Origin of the sequence: Streptomyces phyllanthi (assembly GCF_009377205.1) — a bacterium.
Lineage (GTDB): Bacteria > Actinomycetota > Actinomycetes > Streptomycetales > Streptomycetaceae > Streptomyces > Streptomyces phyllanthi.
This window is the reverse complement of record NZ_VJZE01000172.1, coordinates 1-16,665: the sequence shown is the minus strand read 5'-3', so window position 1 is coordinate 16,665 and position 16,665 is coordinate 1. Positions and strand designations below refer to the sequence as shown.

General features: G+C 71.1%; 14 protein-coding genes and 1 pseudogene. 5 read left to right on the top strand and 10 right to left on the bottom strand.

The features are described 5' to 3' along the window. Positions 1-174: 174 nt before the first annotated feature. Positions 175-627, bottom strand: coding sequence for a MarR family winged helix-turn-helix transcriptional regulator (locus FNH04_RS23265; RefSeq protein ID WP_152787286.1), 453 nt, complete (start codon positions 625-627; stop codon positions 175-177). Between the two features lie 194 nt (positions 628-821). Here FNH04_RS23265 and FNH04_RS23260 point away from each other — a divergent pair, with 194 nt between their 5' ends. Next, positions 822-1,844: an NADP-dependent oxidoreductase gene (locus FNH04_RS23260; protein ID WP_152787284.1), complete on the top strand. Its 1,023-nt coding sequence runs from the start codon at positions 822-824 to the stop codon at positions 1,842-1,844. Between the two features lie 29 nt (positions 1,845-1,873). Here the strand turns inward: FNH04_RS23260 and FNH04_RS49450 are convergent. Beyond that, positions 1,874-2,377 (bottom strand): annotated as a pseudogene (locus FNH04_RS49450) (RNA-guided endonuclease InsQ/TnpB family protein); the annotation flags it as partial. A gap of 75 nt (positions 2,378-2,452) precedes the next feature. Further along, the gene (locus FNH04_RS23250) at positions 2,453-3,679 is read right to left on the bottom strand and encodes a cytochrome P450 (RefSeq protein ID WP_194236785.1); all 1,227 of its coding nucleotides are present in this window, start codon (positions 3,677-3,679) and stop codon (positions 2,453-2,455) included. Between the two features lie 491 nt (positions 3,680-4,170). Between FNH04_RS23250 and FNH04_RS23245 the strand changes: the two genes are divergently transcribed. Beyond that, on the top strand, positions 4,171-4,995 hold the full coding sequence (locus FNH04_RS23245) for an EI24 domain-containing protein (RefSeq protein ID WP_152787280.1): 825 nt from the start codon (positions 4,171-4,173) through the stop codon (positions 4,993-4,995). Here FNH04_RS23245 and FNH04_RS23240 read toward each other — a convergent pair. Then, positions 4,971-6,275: a C15 family peptidase gene (locus tag FNH04_RS23240; protein WP_152787278.1), complete on the bottom strand. Its 1,305-nt coding sequence runs from the start codon at positions 6,273-6,275 to the stop codon at positions 4,971-4,973. The two genes, FNH04_RS23245 and FNH04_RS23240, sit on opposite strands and share 25 nt — an antisense overlap. Before the next feature lie 196 nt (positions 6,276-6,471). Here FNH04_RS23240 and FNH04_RS23235 point away from each other — a divergent pair, with 196 nt between their 5' ends. Beyond that, entirely contained in the window at positions 6,472-8,940 is a 2,469-nt protein-coding gene (locus FNH04_RS23235) for a beta-glucosidase (RefSeq protein WP_322723613.1), read from the top strand. Positions 8,941-9,005: 65 nt separating this feature from the next. On the opposite strand, the gene FNH04_RS23230 is transcribed toward FNH04_RS23235, so the two are convergent. Next, positions 9,006-9,902 carry an SGNH/GDSL hydrolase family protein gene (locus FNH04_RS23230; protein WP_152787274.1) on the bottom strand — a complete coding sequence of 299 codons (897 nt, stop codon included), beginning with the start codon at positions 9,900-9,902 and terminating at the stop codon, positions 9,006-9,008. A 467-nt stretch (positions 9,903-10,369) separates the two neighbouring features. Here FNH04_RS23230 and FNH04_RS23225 point away from each other — a divergent pair, with 467 nt between their 5' ends. Continuing rightward, positions 10,370-10,864 carry a DUF3145 domain-containing protein gene (locus FNH04_RS23225; RefSeq protein ID WP_322723607.1) on the top strand — a complete coding sequence of 165 codons (495 nt, stop codon included), beginning with the start codon at positions 10,370-10,372 and terminating at the stop codon, positions 10,862-10,864. A gap of 152 nt (positions 10,865-11,016) precedes the next feature. Here FNH04_RS23225 and FNH04_RS23220 read toward each other — a convergent pair whose 3' ends face one another. The 5 genes from FNH04_RS23220 to FNH04_RS23200 all read right to left on the bottom strand — a co-directional run bounded on the left by FNH04_RS23220 (position 11,017) and on the right by FNH04_RS23200 (position 16,046). After that, entirely contained in the window at positions 11,017-12,297 is a 1,281-nt protein-coding gene (locus FNH04_RS23220) for a beta-ketoacyl-[acyl-carrier-protein] synthase family protein (RefSeq protein WP_322723605.1), read from the bottom strand. 138 nt (positions 12,298-12,435) lie between these two features. Continuing rightward, entirely contained in the window at positions 12,436-12,684 is a 249-nt protein-coding gene (locus tag FNH04_RS23215; RefSeq protein WP_152787270.1) for an acyl carrier protein, read from the bottom strand. Between the two features lie 101 nt (positions 12,685-12,785). Continuing rightward, positions 12,786-13,817: a ketoacyl-ACP synthase III gene (locus tag FNH04_RS23210; RefSeq protein ID WP_152787268.1), complete on the bottom strand. Its 1,032-nt coding sequence runs from the start codon at positions 13,815-13,817 to the stop codon at positions 12,786-12,788. 16 nt (positions 13,818-13,833) lie between these two features. Next, a complete protein-coding gene (locus tag FNH04_RS23205) occupies positions 13,834-14,748 on the bottom strand; it encodes an ACP S-malonyltransferase (protein ID WP_322723612.1) in 915 nt (304 codons plus the stop codon). Between the two features lie 89 nt (positions 14,749-14,837). After that, positions 14,838-16,046 (bottom strand): PucR family transcriptional regulator, encoded by a 1,209-nt coding sequence (locus tag FNH04_RS23200; protein WP_386575450.1) that lies wholly within the window; start codon positions 16,044-16,046, stop codon positions 14,838-14,840. Between the two features lie 63 nt (positions 16,047-16,109). On the opposite strand from FNH04_RS23200, the gene FNH04_RS23195 reads away from it, so the two are divergent. After that, positions 16,110-16,665, top strand: a 556-nt coding sequence (locus tag FNH04_RS23195; protein WP_152787266.1) for a pirin family protein, incomplete at its 3' end; no start/stop codon positions are given.

The following is a 16,665-nucleotide window of genomic DNA, read 5'->3' as shown; positions in this document are numbered from 1 at the left end:
TGCCCGTACAAACTCGGCATCGTCCGGGCCGACGGTTCCCCGGAGGACGGCGTGATGCACTCTGGGCCGGCACGGCCCCCAGGAGCGGGTCGGGGCGCGGACGGTCCGCAGGCGCAGCCTGACGCGCACGCGACTCCTCGCACTCCAGCGCCCCCCGGGGCGCCGAGTCAGGCGTCAGGCGCCGGCGTCGGCGCCGAGCATCCGCAACAGCAACCCCCGCAGCGCCAGCCGCTCCTCCCTCGACAGCCCCGCCAGCGGCTCCCGGGCGAAGTCCAGGGAGTCGCGCAGGCTCCGCGCCAGTTGACGCCCCTCCTGCGTCGCCGCGGCCAGCTTCACGCGCCGGTCGCTCGGATCCGGCCGGCGCTCCACCAGCCCGCGGGCCTCCAGCCGGTCCACGATCCCGGTCACGTTCGACGGCTCGCACTTCAGTTTCTGGGCCAGCCGCCGCATGGGCAGCGGCTCCAGGGAGAGCAGGCTGAGCAACCGGGCCTGAGCCCCTGTCAGGGCGTGCTCGGCGGCGGCCTCCTCGTACTCCTCGTAGTAGCGGGCCACCACCGTGCCGATGAGCTCGACGACTTCGAGGGTCAGCGGATCGATGCTGCGGGCCGTCGTCTTCTGGGAAGCCATGCGCTTCAGACTACCCCGTTACTTGACAGCATGAAATATTCAGGCGCATGGTTGTTTCAGAGACTGAACTAACCGCGCGGTATGCTGGCCCGCAACCACACAGGCCCTCGCAGCCCTCGGTGTGAACAGGCGACCGGGCGGCTACCCGAGCCGCACGCACTCACGCAGATACGCACCTCCGCAGGAAGGTCCCCATGTCCGACACCCCCGCCCTCCCCGCCACCAGCCGCGAATGGCACCTGCTGAGCCGCCCCGAGGGCTGGCCCAAGCCCGAGGACTTCGCCCTGGTCGAGGCCGAGATCCGGCAGCCCGGCGCGAACGAGGTCCTGGTCCGGAACAAGTACCTCTCCGTCGACCCGTACATGCGTGGGCGCATGAGCGCCGCCAAGTCGTACGTCGCCCCCTTCGAGCTGGGCAAGGCCATGCAGGGCGGGGCCGTGGGCGAGGTCGTCGCGTCGAACATCGACGGCATCGCGCCGGGTGACCACGTGCTCCACTTCGGCGGCTGGCGCGAGTACGCCACGGTCGACGCCAAGCAGACCGTCAAGGTGGACCCGGACGCCGCGCCCCTCTCGACCTACCTCGGCGTCCTCGGCATGACCGGCCTCACCGCCTACGCCGGCCTCCTGCGCACCGCCGCCTTCAAGGAGGGCGACTCCGTGTTCGTCTCCGGCGCCGCCGGTGCCGTCGGCAGCCAGGTCGGGCAGATCGCGAAGCTCAAGGGCGCCTCCCGGGTCATCGGCTCCGCCGGGTCCGACGAGAAGGTCAAGCTCCTCGTCGAGGAGTACGGCTTCGACGCCGCCTTCAACTACAAGAACGGGCCGGTCGGCAAGCAGCTCCGCGACGCCGCCCCCGACGGCGTCGACGTGTACTTCGACAACGTCGGCGGCGACCACCTGGAGGCCGCGATCGGCTCCCTCAACCGCGGCGGCCGCATCGCGGTCTGCGGAATGATCTCCGTCTACAACAACACCGAGCCCGCGCCCGGCCCGAAGAACCTCGCCCGGCTCATCCAGACCCGCGGCCGTATCGAGGGCTTCCTGGTCGGCGACCACTACGACCTGCAGCCGGAGTTCGTCCAGGAGGTCGGTGCCTGGGTCCGCTCCGGCGAGCTCAAGTACCGCGAGACCGTCGTCGAGGGCATCGAGAACAACCTGGAGGCCTTCCTGGGCGTCCTGCGCGGCGACAACACCGGGAAGATGATCGTCAAGGTCTGAGCAGGGTCGTCAAGGTCCGAGCCGGATCGTCACGGTCTGAGCCGGCGAGGAGCGCGGCGCGGGACGGGTTCGCGGTGCCCCCCCCGTGACGCCCGCCCGCGTGCGCTCGTTGCACACCGCGAAGTCCGCACCCCTGGACGTGGGGTGCGGACTTCGCCGTACGAGTGTCGTACGCGCTCCTGGGCACGGGCCTGGCGTGCGGTCTCCGGTGCGGTGACGGTCACGAGATAGAGCCGGTGCCCGCCGGCCGATACCGCCAGTCCGGCGGCCGTTTCGATGTTGATCGCGGCGTTGATGTCCCGGTCGTGGACGGTACCGCAGGCGGTACAGGTCCATTCCCGGACGTTCAGGGGTTTGGGTCCGTCCACGGCGCCACAGGTGGAGCAGGTCTGGGAGGTCGGTGTGAACCGGCCGATCTGGACCAGGGTGCGGCCGTACCGCTGCGCTTTGTACTCCAGCATGCCGATGAACGATGACCATCCGGCATCGTGCACGGACTTGGCCAGCCTGGTGCGGCCCAGAGCCTTCACCGACGTACGGGGGCTGACGGTAAGGGTGTTGGCGGTGGAGCAGGGGCGGTACGGGAGTTGATTTCCGTACCGCCCCGCTCAGAGGCTGACCGGTAGGTTGAGCGGAAAGCGCAGGTGGCCGGTGCCTCCCCACTGCGGCGCACCGGCGCACATCAGTCCGGGGAAGGAGTCGTACAGCCGGGACAGGGCGATGGCTATCTGGTCGCGGGCCAGGAACGCGCCGAGGCAGGAATGGATTCCGGCGCCGAAGGCCAGCGTACGGGAGTTGTCGCGGCCGGGAAGGAAGCGATCCGGCTCGGGGAACACCGCCGGGTCCCGGTTGGCCGCCGCGAACAGCGGGCGCACGTCGGAGCCGGCCCGGATCCTCACGCCACTCAGCTCGATGTCCGTAACCGCTATCCGGGGAACCGAGGTGAAGAGGAACGGCCCCCCGGCGTGGCGCGCGACCTCGTTCACGAACGCGACGGTCTTGTCGTGACCGCCCAGCAGGTGGCCGCGCTCGTCGGGGTACGCGGCCATCGCCAGCACGCCGAAGTCGATGCCGGCCGCGGTGGAGCCGAACCCGGCTATCCACAGCGAGCCCAGGAGAGGGAAGACGTCCTCGTCGGACAGCCTCTCCTCCCCGTCACCGGGGTCGCCCACCAGGAGGGACAGCAGGTCGTCCCGCGGTTCATGGCGGCGTTGGGCCATCAGCTCTCGGAAGTACTCCTCCAGCCGTACGGTGCTGTCGTCCGCGGTCCGGATCGTCTCGACCGACCGGGCGACGAATCCCCGGACTATCCCGTCCACGCTCTCGGCCAGCCAGTCGCGGTCGGCCTCGGGCACGCCCAGCAGGGTGGAGATCACGTCCACGGTCATCGGCCGCGACAGCCCGGAGTGGAGGTCGACGACCTCACCATCGTTCAACGCTTCCGTCATCGCCCGGATGAGACGCTCGCAGATGGCCTCGATCTCGCCGCGCATGGTGTTCACGTGGCGCGGGGTGAAAGCCCTCGCGACGCTTCGCCGCAACCGGGTGTGCTCGGGCGGGTTCTTCGACGCCAGGCTGCCGGCCAGGAAGGCGAGCGACGGGTGTTGGGATGCCTGCGGAAACAGCGTGGCCACCTCGGCGGGATCCAGTCCGCGGAACTCCGTTCCGCTCTTCCGGAGTACGCGGTCGGCGTCGGTGTGCCGGCTGACCAGGTAGTAGCCCGCCCTGGTCCGGTGCACTGGTTCGTTCTCCCGCAGCCACTGCAGAAGCGGGTGCGGATCCCGCAGGAAACCAGGCGAAGCGAACTCTGCCAGCACATCGTCGGGACGGTCCATCACACTTCTCCCCTCTGCCAAGGGCCCGCAGATCATCAAGCGCAAACCTTCAGAGGGTGACCGGAGCGTGATGGTGACGGACGTCTTCGCACAACCCATGCGCCATGGGTTTCCGCCAGGAGCCTGCCACGCTGGTGAAGCCTTCGGTCAGGTGCGGGTACGAGACATGGCCGAAGGCTTCCGCACCAACCCGGCATCGGTGGCCGATCGGCCCGGGAATTCTGGATGGGCGAGGGAGCCGGTGCCGGGGATGGCCAGGGCGACGGGAGAGGAGGCGAGCAGTCGGCGGCCAGGAGAACACCCCGGCCGGGTCGATCGTCCTCACCCGAGAAGATCTCTCCGATCTCACCGACCCGAGGGCCTCGGCCCACATCCTGACCCGGAGCGCCGCCTGCCGGGCTCTCGAACGCCGGGGCGCCCGCGTCCGCGTCCCCGAGTCCTCCGCGGTGGGGGCGGAAAGCTCCCACAGGCACCCCGATAGAGTTCCCCCCATGCGCGATCTCGGGGTTGGCTTCACGTACTTGGTGCGGGGACAGCGGTGGGTGGCCCGCCACGGCAGGCAGTACGGGTTCGGGCTCCTGCCCGGCCTGATCACGCTCGTCCTGTACGCCGCGGCCCTCGTCGCCCTCGCCCTCTGGGGCGCGGACTTCGTCGCCTGGGCGACCCCCTTCGCGGACGACTGGTCCAGCCCCTGGCCGGGACTCTTCCGCGGCTTCCTGACCGCCGTCCTGTTCGGCCTCGGCCTGCTCCTCTCCGTCCTCACCTTCACCGCCGCCACCCTCCTCATCGGCCAGCCGTTCTACGAGAACCTCTCCGAGAAGGTCGACCGCGACGTCTCCCCGGACGGCACCGCCCCCGAGTCCGGCCTGCCCCTCGCCCGCGAACTGTGGATCTCGGCCCGGGACAGCCTCCGTATCCTCGTACGGGCCGCCCTGTGGGGCGTCCTCCTCTTCGCCCTCGGGTTCGTCCCCGTCGTCGGACAGACCGTCGTGCCCGTGATCGGCGTCGTCGTCACCGGGTTCTTCCTCACCGAGGAACTCACCGCAGTCGCCCTCCAGCGCCGCCGCGTCGAACTCCGCGACCGCCTCGCCATGCTCCGCTCCCGCAAGACGCTGGTCTGGGGCTTCGGCACCCCGCTGGGCCTCGCCTTCCTGGTTCCGTTCGTCGCGGTCTTCCTGATGCCCGGCGCGGTCGCGGGCGCCACGCTCATGGCCCGCGACCTGCTGGGCGAGGAGACGCGGGACGGCGACCGCGGCCGCGACCCGGAAGGGGACGGGTACCAGGACGGGTATCAGGACGAGGTCCCGGCCCCCTGACCAGTGCCCTGGGAGGCACTCGCGCCCACCGCCACCGTCACGATCGCCCGCACCTGCGCGATGATGTCCAGCCGGTTCCGTACGAACTCGGGATCGGTCACGGCCCCGGTCCCCGGATCCGTGTTGCCCGCCCCGAACTGCAGCACCGGAGTGTGCACATGCCCGGCCGGCAGCCGGTCGCGCAGTCCCAGCCGGTCACGCAGCAGCGTCGCGCGGTACGCGATCTCGTTGGACAGGTAGTTGCCCCCGCCCCCGGCACGGGCCGTCGAGCCGGGTGTCGGTCCGTCCGGCCGTACGACGGGGTCCGTCCCGCCCGCCGGTATCTCGGTCACGCTCGTGTTGTCGTACACCGGGAAACGGCCCGTGCCCGCGGCCACGATCCGCGCGTACGGCAGGGTCGTCGACGTCCACTGCGGCTGCGAGGCGGGATCGGTGACCGGGACCGTTTCGGTGCGGGAGACGTTCTCGTTGTCGGGGAAGCCGCCCCGCCAGGCCCCGTTCGTCCGCTCGATGTCGAAGCGGCCGACCCGGCCCTGGCTCACCGTCGTGACCAGGTCCACCGTCCGCAGGTGCGGACGCAGCGTCCGCTCCACCGTCGAGTCGGCGAAATCCTGCCAGCGGACCGGGAAGACCGCCGTCTCGATACGCGCCGGGCCGTCCGCGGTCTCGATCACCGTCCCGTCGAGGGCGAGCGCGGTGGCCCCGGACGGATTGGAGATACGGATGTCGCGGTCCAGTGTGAACGGGTCGAAGCCGGTGAGCAGGACGCGCTTCACATCGCCGCCCTTGCCGCCGTGCCGTGGGTAGTGGATGGCGTTCTGACCCCGTGAGGTCTGCTCCAGCCTGGCCAGCAGCCGGGCCCGTCGCTCCTCCGTCAACCCGAACTCCGGATCCCAGCCCCGCACTTCACGCGTCATCCCGAGCCGCGCCCAGTACAGCGGCCGGTCGTCGTCCCGGCTGAGGTCACCGCCCAACCCCCGCCCCTGCGCCCGGTCGACGGCACGCCGCCACAGCCGGGACCCCTCGCGTACGACGATCCGCTCGGCCTGGGCGTACGAGCGGGCCCCGGCCAGCGCCCGCGCGAACTCCGGGGCCACCGTGTCGAATCCGGAGCGCCGCAGGATCTCCTGGGGCGCGGCCCTGTCGAGGCGCTGTTCCTCGGCGGTCGGGGGTGCCGCGGAGGTCTCGGCCATCGGTATCGAGGCCGCCGGGGGTGCCGCGAGGCCGGTCAGCAGGGCTGCCAGGCCCAGTACGCCGATACGAACACGTAGGGAAGACAAGGGAGTTCGGTCCTTCCGTCGCTGTGGGGTGTCGCCGGACGGCGGCAGTATGCCCGTGACGGAGTGGCGCACGCGCAGCGGGGTGACTCTCGTGGTGCCGGCAATTGGTGGGACCGATTCCGAATCCTTCGCACGCCGCCGAGGAAGGATGCAGATGTCCCTGCAGGCGTGTTCATGTACACGATTCAACGAGGAGGTGTCCGCCGTGGCGGAGACGGTGCGGACACAGGGTGACCAGGCGGACCCGGCCGACCGGGCCCGTGAGGCGGTCGTCGAGGCGGCGCTCGGCAAGCTCGGCCTCGACGCGAAGGCACGACTGCTCGCCGGTCAGGACATGTGGTCGCTGCCCGCGCTCCCCGAGATCGGCCTGAGGTCCCTGGTCATGTCCGACGGCCCGATCGGTGTCCGGGGCGTGCGCTGGACCGCCGACGACCCGTCCGTCGCGCTGCCGTCCCCCACCGCGCTCGCCGCCACCTGGGACCCCGAACTCGCCCTCAGAGCAGGGGTGCTACTCGCCCAGGAGGCCCGCCGCAAAGGCGTCCACGTGCTTCTCGCGCCCACGGTCAACCTGCACCGCTCACCGCTCGGCGGCCGCCACTTCGAGGCGTACAGCGAGGACCCGTATCTGACCGGGCGGATCGGCAGCGGTTATGTACGGGGCGTGCAGTCCGGCGGGGTCGGCACCACGGTCAAGCACTTCGTCGCCAACGACGCCGAGACCGACCGCTTCACCGTGAACAACCTCGTCTCCGAACGCGCCCTGCGCGAGCTCTACCTGGCGCCCTTCGAGGCCATCGTCGCCGACGCCCGTCCCTGGGGCATCATGACCGCGTACAACGCGGTCAACGGCACGACGATGACCGAGCACCACCACCTCGTGAACGAGGTCCTGCGCGGCGAGTGGGGCTTCGACGGCTTCAACGTCTCCGACTGGACGGCCGCCCGCTCCACCCGGGCCGCCGTCGAGGGCGGCCTCGACGTCGCCATGCCGGGGCCGGTCACGGTCTACGGCGAGGCTCTCGCCCGGGCCGTCCGCGACGGCGAGGTGACGGAGGCCAAGGTCGACGAGGCGGTACGCAGAGTCCTCCGCCTCGCCGCCCGCGTCGGCGTCCTGGAGGGCGCCGAACCGGTGGTGACCGAGCCGCCCGCGACGGTCGACGGCGAGGCCCTGGCCCGCGAGATCGCCCGCCGCTCCTTCGTCCTCGTACGGAACCGGCGTGGCGCCCTTCCCCTGAGGCCGGGCGGCACGGTCGCCCTCATCGGAGCCGCCGCCCGCGACGCCCGCGTCCTCGGCGGCGGCTCCGCCACGGTCTTCCCCGCCCGGACCGTCTCCCCGCTCGACGGCCTCACCGCCGCCCTCCCCGAGGGCACCCTCACCTACGCCCTCGGCGCGGACCCGAACGAGGAACTCTCCGTCGCCGGCAAGGGGTTCGAACTGCGGGCAGTCTGCCGCGACGCCGCCGGCACGGTCATCGGCACGGGATCCGCACCCAGCGGCCACCTCCAGTGGACGGCCCCGGACCTCCCCGACGGCGTCACTCTCGACAGGCTGCACACCGTCGAGCTGACCGGCACCTTCACCCCGCGCGAGAGCGGGCCGCACACCTTCGGCATCAAGGGCCTGGGCGCCTTCCGGCTCACCGTCGACGGCACCCCGTACTACGACGACGTCCAGCGCCCCGACAAGGACAACCCCTTCATCACGTTCTTCGGCGCCCCCGTGCCGCGCGCCGAGGCCGAGCTGACCGAGGGCGAACCGGTCGAGGTCTCCCTGACCCACGTCGTCGCGTTCCCCGAGGACACCCCGTGGAAGGTCATCGCCTTCACGCTCTGCCACCAGGAGCCGCAGCGCGACCCCGACGAACTGATCGCCGAGGCCGTCGAGGCAGCCCGCGCCGCCGACACCGCCGTCGTCGTGGTCGCCACCACCGAACGCGTCGAGTCCGAGGGCTACGACCGGGGGGACCTCCGGCTCCCCGGCCGCCAGGACGACCTGGTCCGCGCCGTCGCCGCCGCCAACCCCGACACGGTCGTGGTCGTCAACTCCGGCTCCCCAGTGGAGCTCCCCTGGCGCGAGGACGTCGCCGCCGTCCTCCTCACCTGGTTCCCCGGCCAGGAGTGCGGCACCGCCCTCGCCGAGGTCCTCACGGGCACCCACGAGCCGGGCGGCCGGCTCCCCACCACCTGGGGTTCGCTCCCGGCCGCCCCGGTCACCCAGGTCGCCCCCACCAACGGCGAACTGCCCTACACCGAAGGCGTGTTCATCGGCTACCGCGCCTGGGAGAAGGAGGGCAGGACCCCTTCGTACCCCTTCGGCCACGGTCTCGGCTACACCGACTGGGCGTACGAGTCCATCGAGGTCAGCGGCACGACGGCGACGATCCGCGTCCGCAACACCGGCGACCGCCCGGGCCGCGAGACCGTCCAGCTCTACCTCGCCCCGGCGCACCCCGGCCCCGACCGCCCGGCCCGCTGGCTGGCCGGCTTCGCGACCGTGGAAGCCGCCCCGGGGGACACCGCCGAAGCCGTGGTCGAACTCCCGCGCCGCGCCTTCGAGATCTGGGACGAGACGGCGGGCTCCTGGACGTACGTCAAGGGGGCGTACGAACTCCAGGCAGGCCGCTCGATCGCGGACCGGCGACTGACGGCGACGATCGAGGCGTGAGCCCGCGCCCCCGTAAAGGGGCGCGGGGAACCGCGCGGTCCGGGCACCGCTCATGACCAGTACATTCAGGAGGGCGCCCGGCGGGCCGTCACGACGCGATACGCGATCTCCGCGAGCCGCGCCTGCCCGTTCCTGCTCGGGTGGAACCAGTCCCACTGGCTCAGCTGCGCCGTCCCGAAGCGGTACTCGAAGACGGCGCCCCCGTCGAACCGGCAGTACCGGTCCTTGGCGCACACGTCCTCGAGCACCTGGTTGTACGCCTCCACCCGGTCCTGCACCTTGTCGCGCCGCTTGGTCGCCGCCGCGTCCAGGGCGTCCGGGTCGCCGAGCATCGACGGGCAGATGCCCAGCTTCCACACCTGCTTGCCGAGCGGGTTGGTACGGCCCTGGGACCACAGCCGCTTCAGGTCCGGCACGCTCGACACGTACACCTGCGCCCTGGGCGAGGTCTCACGGAGCGTCTCCATGGCGTCCTCGAAGGAGGCGCGGAAGCCGTCGACGGAGGTCATGGCGCGGGTGGTCGCGCGGCACGCGTCGTTCGCCCCGACCATCACGGCCACCAGATCGGGGCGCTTGGTCACCGCCCGCGCCATCTGGGCCGGCAGATCGGCCATCCGCGCACCGGTCACCGCGTAGTTCCAGCTCCGCTCGGCGGCCCCGGTCGCGCCCAGCAGCCGTACGGCCAGGCTCTTCACCGCCTTGTCGGTGCCGGTCGCCCAGGACGACTCCGGGCAGTCCGACAGCACCGAGCAGGCGTCGAACCCGCGCGTGATGGAGTCCCCGACGGCCGCGAGGGACCGCGGACTGCGGTCCCAGCTGGGTGTGGGGGAGGGGTGCGCCTTCGCCTCCGTACCCGTGGGACCGGGAGAGTTGCCACCGGTTGCGTCACAGGCGGTCAGCCCCAGCAGGGTCGCCGCCACGGCGGAGAGAACCGCCCGTGATCGGTGGCGTCGGTGCCGCATACGTTGGTCCCCTCGTCGGTCGTGCGATGGTCGGGCGCTGGCTCCCTCTTCATGACAACGCGTGAGGGTTCCTCTTTGTGGCCGCTGCAACTGTTCCACCCGTCACAAGCGTCCCCAAGAGTGGTCGGGTTCTCGAACGCAGGGATCCCGATCGGCTGAGTCCCGATCGGCCGAGTCCCGGGTGGCTGGGCTTCAGAGTGCGACACGACACCGTCCGCGACCACGGCACGCAGTCGTCGGCGAGTACGCCGAAGGGAGTACCGCCACGCTGTGGGAGGACCCCTCGGCCGGATGCGCGACCGCAGGTCGAATGCGCGTCCCCGCGGGTGAAACATCGCTTTTTCCCGGTGTCGGCTCCGACGGTACGTCACACTCCCCGCCCCGCCGCACGGTAGCCTCGGCCCCGTGGCTGCCCAGCCGCTCCCGTTCCGCCAAGTTCCAAGATGTCCGGCTCTGTGGAGGCCCCGGTGACGACACGTGGAGTTCTGTACGTGCACTCCGCGCCGCGTGCGCTGTGCCCGCACGTCGAATGGGCCGTGGCGGGGGTGCTGGGCACGCGCGTGAGCCTCGACTGGATCCGGCAGCCGGCGGCACCGGGCACCTGGAGGTCGGAGTTCTCCTGGCAGGGCCAGATCGGCACCGCCTCCAAGCTCGCGTCCGCGCTGCGCGGCTGGGACCTGCTCCGCTTCGAGGTCACCGCCGAGCCGTGCCCCACCGCCGAGGGCGAGCGCTACAGCTGCACCCCCGACCTGGGCATCTTCCACGCGGTCACCGGAATCCACGGTGACATCCTGATCCCGGAGGACCGGCTGCGCGCCGCCCTGGTCCGCTCCCAGCGCGGCGAGACCGACCTGGAGGCCGAGTTGGCCAAGCTCCTCGGCAAGCCCTGGGACGACGAACTGGAGCCGTTCAGGTACGCCGGCGAGGGCGCCCCGGTGCGCTGGCTGCACCAGGTGGTCTGACAGCGCCCACGTACGATTGAAGGCCCACCCGATGATGCCGGGTGGGCCTTCTTTCGTACGTACCGGGTTGCGGTGTTCAAACGACGAACACCGCAACCATCAATTGAGGAACCCCCGCGGCGAGCAACCAGGTCCGCGAGAGCGGCGGCGGTTTAGCCGCAAAGGGGGGTTCGGAACGCCAGCACCACGTTGTGCCCGCCGAACCCGAACGAGTCGTTCAGCGCGGCGATCCGCCCCTCGACCGGCAGCTTGCGGGCCTCACCGCGGACGACATCCGCGTTGGCCTCCGCCTCCGGGTCGAGGTTCTCCACGTTGATCGTCGGCGGAGCGACACGGTGGTACAGCGCGAGGACCGTCGCCACGGACTCCACGCCGCCCGCACCGCCCAGCAGATGGCCGGTCATGGACTTCGTACCGGAGACCGCCATGTGGTCCGTGTCGTCACCGAAGACCTTGCGCAGGGCCTTCAGTTCGGCGATGTCACCGGCCGGGGTCGAGGTCGCGTGCGCGTTGACGTGCACGATCTCGGCCGGGTCCAGGTCGGTGTTGTCGAGCAGGTTCTGCAGGGCGTGCGAGATACCGCGGCCCTCGGGCTCCGGCTGCACGATGTCGTGGCCGTCGGCGGAGATGCCCTGGCCGACCGCCTCCGCGTAGACACGGGCGCCACGCCGGGCGGCGTGCTCGGCGGACTCCAGGACGATCACGCCGGCGCCCTCGCCGAGGACGAAGCCGTCGCGGCCGACGTCGTAGGGACGCGAGGCACCCTGCGGGTCGTCGTTGTTCTTGGACATCGCCATCATGTTGCCGAACGCGGCGATCGGCAGCGGGTGGATGGCCGCCTCGGTGCCGCCGGCGACGACGATGTCGGCGCGGCCGGTGCGGATCATCTCGATGGCGTAACCGATGGCCTCGGCGCCCGACGCGCAGGCGGAGACCGGGGTGTGCACACCGGCGCGGGCGCCGACGAGCAGACCCACGTTGGCGGACGGGCCGTTCGGCATCAGCATCGGCACGGTGTGCGGGGAGACACGGCGTACGCCCTTCTCCTTCAGCACGTCGTACTGGTCGAGCAGGGTGGTGACGCCGCCGATACCGGAGGCGATGACCGCGCCCAGCCGGTCGGGGTCGACGTCGGCGCCCTCGCCGGCCCTGTCGGTGAATCCGGCGTCCGCCCAGGCCTCCTTGGCCGCGATCAGGGCGAACTGCGCCGAACGGTCCAGACGGCGGGCCTGCGGCCGGGGAATGACCTCGGTCGGCTCCACGGCGATCTGAGCGGCGATGCGGACCGCCTGGTCGGCGGCCCACTCCTGCTCCAGCGGGCCGACGCCGGAACGTCCGGCGATCAGACCCTCCCAGGTAGAGGCCGCGTCGCCACCCAGCGGTGTGGTTGCGCCGATACCGGTGACGACCACGGTGCGATTGGTCGAGCTCACGGGAATTCTTTCTCCAACGGATTCGAGGAGGACAACCCCCGCGTCAGCGGGGAAAACGGCGCCACCGCCGGGTGGCGGGGCCGTCAGCCTGGCCGACCGGGCGGCCGGACCGGGCTGTCAGCCCAGGTGATCGACTGATCAGGCCTGGTGCTTGAGGATGTACTCGGTCGCGTCGCCGACCGTCTTGAGGTTCTTGACGTCGTCGTCGGGGATCTTCACGTCGAAGCGCTCCTCGGCGGCGACGACGACCTCGACCATGGACAGCGAGTCGACGTCCAGGTCGTCGGTGAAGGACTTGTCCAGCTGGACGTCCTCAACCGGGATGCCGGCGATCTCGTTCACGATGTCGGCGAGACCGGCGACGATCTCTTCCTGAGTGGCGGCCATGTCAGGCGCTCCTTCGTTGATATCCAGCGGATGTGGCGCCCGCCGCGTCAGCGGCAGGTGGTGCGGTTTCCGTCCCGGACGCATGATCCGGCACGGAGTGCCTAGGGGAGGGTAACGACCGTCGCGGCGTACACGAGACCCGCCCCGAAGCCGATGACGAGCGCGGTGTCGCCGCTCTTCGCCTCGCCGGTCGCCAGGAGCCGCTCCATCGCGAGCGGGATCGAGGCGGCCGAGGTGTTGCCGGTGGTGCGGATGTCACGGGCGACCGTGACGTGCTCCGGCAGTTTCAGCGTCTTCACCATCGAGTCGATGATCCGCACATTGGCCTGGTGCGGGATGAAGACATCCAGGTCGTCCGAGGTGACCCCGGCCGCGTCCAGCGCCTGCTGGGCGACCTTCGCCATCTCGAACACGGCCCAGCGGAACACCGCCTGGCCCTCCTGCGTGATCGCGGGGAACTTGACGTTGCCCGCGCTGTCCAGCGGGAGCTCGGAGAGATCGCCGGCCCGGAATCTGTCCCACGGCACCGTCTGCTTGATGGTCTCGGACTTGTCGCCCTCCGAGCCCCAGACGGTCGGGCCGATGTGCGGCTCGTCGGAGGGGCCGACCACGACGGCACCGGCGCCGTCGCCGAACAGGAAGGCCGTCGCCCGGTCCTCCAGATCGGTCAGGTCGCTCAGCCGCTCCACGCCGATGACCAGGACGTACTCGGCGGACCCCTCCACGACCATGCCCTTGGCGAGGGTCAGCCCGTACCCGAAGCCCGCGCAGCCCGCGGAGATGTCGAACGCGGCGGCCTTGTCGGTGCCCAGCTTGTCGGCGATCTCGGTGGCGACGGCCGGGGTCTGGCTGAAGTGCGAGACAGTGGAGACGACCACGGCGCCGATCTGCTCGGCCGAGATGCCGGCGGCGGCGATGGCCTTGCCGGACGCCTCGATCGACATCGCGGCGACGGTCTCCTCGTCGTTCGCCCAGTGCCGGGTCTCGATACCGGAGCGCGAACGGATCCACTCGTCCGAGGAGTCGATCGTCTCCAGGATCACCTCGTTGGGCACCACCCTGGTCGGGCGGTAGCCGCCGACCCCGAGGATGCGTGCGTAGGGTGCGCCCTTGCGTGCCTTGATCTTCGACATTCCTCTGGGGCTCCTGTCAGGCACTGTGCTCGGCGATGAGCTCGCGAGCAGCGTCGAGGTCGTCCGGGGTCTTGAGCGCCAGCGTCTTCACGCCGGGCAGCGCGCGCTTGGCGAGACCGGTGAGCGTGCCGCCGGGGCACACCTCGACGAGCGCGGTCACGCCCAGTTCCTTGAACGTCTCCATGCACAGGTCCCAGCGCACCGGGTTGGCGACCTGGCCGACCAGGCGGGACAGCACCTCGGCGCCGCTGGCGACGACCTGACCGTCCTTGTTCGACACGTAGGTGACCTTGGGCTCGGCCGGCGTCAGGGCCTCGGCGGCCGTCGCCAGGGCGCTCACCGCGGGGGCCATGTGGTGCGTGTGGAAGGCGCCCGCGACCTTGAGCGCGACCACGCGGCGCACGCCCTCGGGCTTGTCGGCCTCCAGCGCGGCCAGCTGCTCCAGCGTGCCGGCGGCCACGATCTGGCCCGCGCCGTTCACGTTCGCCGGGGTCAGGCCCAGCTTCTCCAGATGCGGGACCGTCGTCTCGGGGTCGCCGCCGAGCAGCGCGGACATACCGGTCTCGGTGATCGCGGCGGCCTCGGCCATGGCCAGGCCGCGCTTGCGTACGAGGGTCAGGGCGGCCGTGTCGTCGAGGACGCTCGCGAACACGGCGGCGGTGATCTCGCCGACGCTGTGGCCCGCGACCGCTCCGGGCGTCACGTCACCCAGTGCCGCAGCGGACAGGAGACCGGCCGCGACCAGCAGCGGCTGGGCCACGGCGGTGTCGCGGATCGCGTCCGCGTCGGCCTGCGTGCCGTAGTGGGCGAGGTCCAGGCCGATGGCGTCCGACCACACGCCGAGACGGTCGGCGGCACCGGGGAGTTCGAGCCAGGGAGTCAGGAAGCCGGGCGTCTGGGCGCCCTGGCCGGGAGCGACGAGTACGAGCACTCTCACACTCTCTCTTGGGGACGGCCCGGGCCGCCCGTGGGGACAGGGACGAAGAACGCGGAGGGGTTTTGTGGAACCTCGACAAAACCCTAGGCCTGGGGATCCCCATCGACCAGACGCCCCAGGATCAGTGCGATCCGCAGTGTGAACGCGGATCGTACATCAGACGGCGACCAGCCGGTGACGTCAGTCACACGTCGAAGCCGGTAGCGCACGGTGTTGGGGTGAACGAAGAGCATGCGGGCCGCGCCCTCGAGACTTGACGCCTGTTCGAGATAGACGCTGAGGGTTTCCAGGAGTGCCGAGCCCGCCTCCTCGAGCGGTCTGTAGATCTCCTCCACCAACTGCTCACGGGCGCTCGGGTCTCCGGCGATCGCGCGCTCGGGAAGCAGATCGTCCGCCAGTACCGGGCGCGGTGCGTCCTGCCAGGCGGAACACGCCTTGAGCCCGGCCGCGGCGGCCTGCGCGGACCTGGTCGCGGCCAGCAGGTCGGGCACGATCGGCCCGGCGACCACGGGGCCCGCGGCATACGGCCCGATCAGTGACTTGGCCACCTGCAACGGATCACTGCTGCCACCTGCGATGACGACCAGCCGATCGCCGAGGACGCCCGTGAGCACCTGGAGCTTGGCGTGCCGGGCGGCTCTGCGGATCGCCTCCACGGTCAGCTCACTGTCACCGTCCGGGGCGGTCCCCAGAACCACGCACACGTGCTCCGGCGCGTTCCAGCCGAGCGCGGCGGCCCGGGACACGGCCCCCTCGTCGGCCTCGCCGGACAGCACCGCGTTCACGACGAGCGACTCGAGGCGGGCGTCCCAGGCACCGCGTGCCTCGGCGGCCTGCGCGTACACCTGGGCCGTGGCGAAGGCGATCTCGCGCGCGTACACGAGGAGCGCCTCGCGCAGCACGGACTCGTCACCGGGAGCAGCCACCTCATCGATGGCGCTCTCCATCACCTCGATGACCATCCGCACCATCTCCACGGTCTGCCGCAGGGTGACCGCCCGGGTCAGTTCGCGGGGCGCGGTGCCGAAGACGTCGGTGGAGATGGCCTGCGGGGCGTCCGGGTTGCGGAACCACTCGGTGAACGCGGCGATACCGGCCTGTGCGACCAGCCCGATCCACGACCGGTTCTCCGGTGGCATCGCCCGGTACCACGGCAGCGTCTCGTCCATGCGCGCGATGGCCTGCGCGGCGAGACTCCCGGACGACTTCTCCAGCCGCTTCAGCGTTCCGGCGTGCGGATGGACGTCGTGGGGGTGGATGTCGTGGGGTGAGGACTCGCTGGGTTCGGGCACGGGACAAGACTGCCTTATCGGGGCGTGGGAGTGAGGCGGAGGGTCGCTACCGTGTAGTACGTGATGGATGTACGGCGCGCCGACGAGCGCTATCGCGGAGGTGACCCGGCGGCCGGGATCTCCTCGTTCCACTCCTTCTCCTTCGGCCCGCACTACGACCCGGACAACCTCCGGTTCGGCGCGCTGCTCGCCTGCAACGAGGAGCGCCTCGCTCCCGGCGCGGGCTTCGACGAACACCCGCACAGCCACACGGAGATCGTGACCTGGGTGGTCGAGGGCGAGCTGACCCACCGTGACTCGGCGGGCCACGAGACGCTGGTCCGACCCGGGGACGTGCAGCGCCTCAGCTCGGCGGGCGGTGTCCGGCACGTGGAGCGCAACGACGGCGCGGAGCCGCTGACCTTCGTACAGATGTGGCTGGCCCCCGTGGAGCCCGGCGGTGACCCCGCGTACGAGATCGTCCACGGAATCGCCGACTCCACGCCGTACGCGGTGCCGGAAGCGGGCGCGATGCTGCATGTACGGCGCCTGGGGGAGGGCGAGCCTACGGCGGTGCCGGACGGGGCGTGTGTGTATGTGCACGTGGTGCGGGGCGCGGTGCGGCTGGACGGGGTGGAGC

Excerpts from the sequence above, each read along its gene's own strand:
- FNH04_RS23265 (WP_152787286.1), bottom strand. The coding sequence starts at position 627 with ATGGCTTCCCAGAAGACGACGGCCCGCAGCATCGATCCGCTGACCCTC.
- FNH04_RS23260 (WP_152787284.1), top strand. The coding sequence starts at position 822 with ATGTCCGACACCCCCGCCCTCCCCGCCACCAGCCGCGAATGGCACCTG.
- FNH04_RS23215 (WP_152787270.1), bottom strand. The coding sequence starts at position 12,684 with ATGGCCGCCACTCAGGAAGAGATCGTCGCCGGTCTCGCCGACATCGTG.
- FNH04_RS23230 (WP_152787274.1), bottom strand. The coding sequence starts at position 9,902 with ATGCGGCACCGACGCCACCGATCACGGGCGGTTCTCTCCGCCGTGGCG.
- FNH04_RS23245 (WP_152787280.1), top strand. The coding sequence starts at position 4,171 with ATGCGCGATCTCGGGGTTGGCTTCACGTACTTGGTGCGGGGACAGCGG.
- FNH04_RS23250 (WP_194236785.1), bottom strand. The coding sequence starts at position 3,679 with ATGGACCGTCCCGACGATGTGCTGGCAGAGTTCGCTTCGCCTGGTTTC.
- FNH04_RS23210 (WP_152787268.1), bottom strand. The coding sequence starts at position 13,817 with ATGTCGAAGATCAAGGCACGCAAGGGCGCACCCTACGCACGCATCCTC.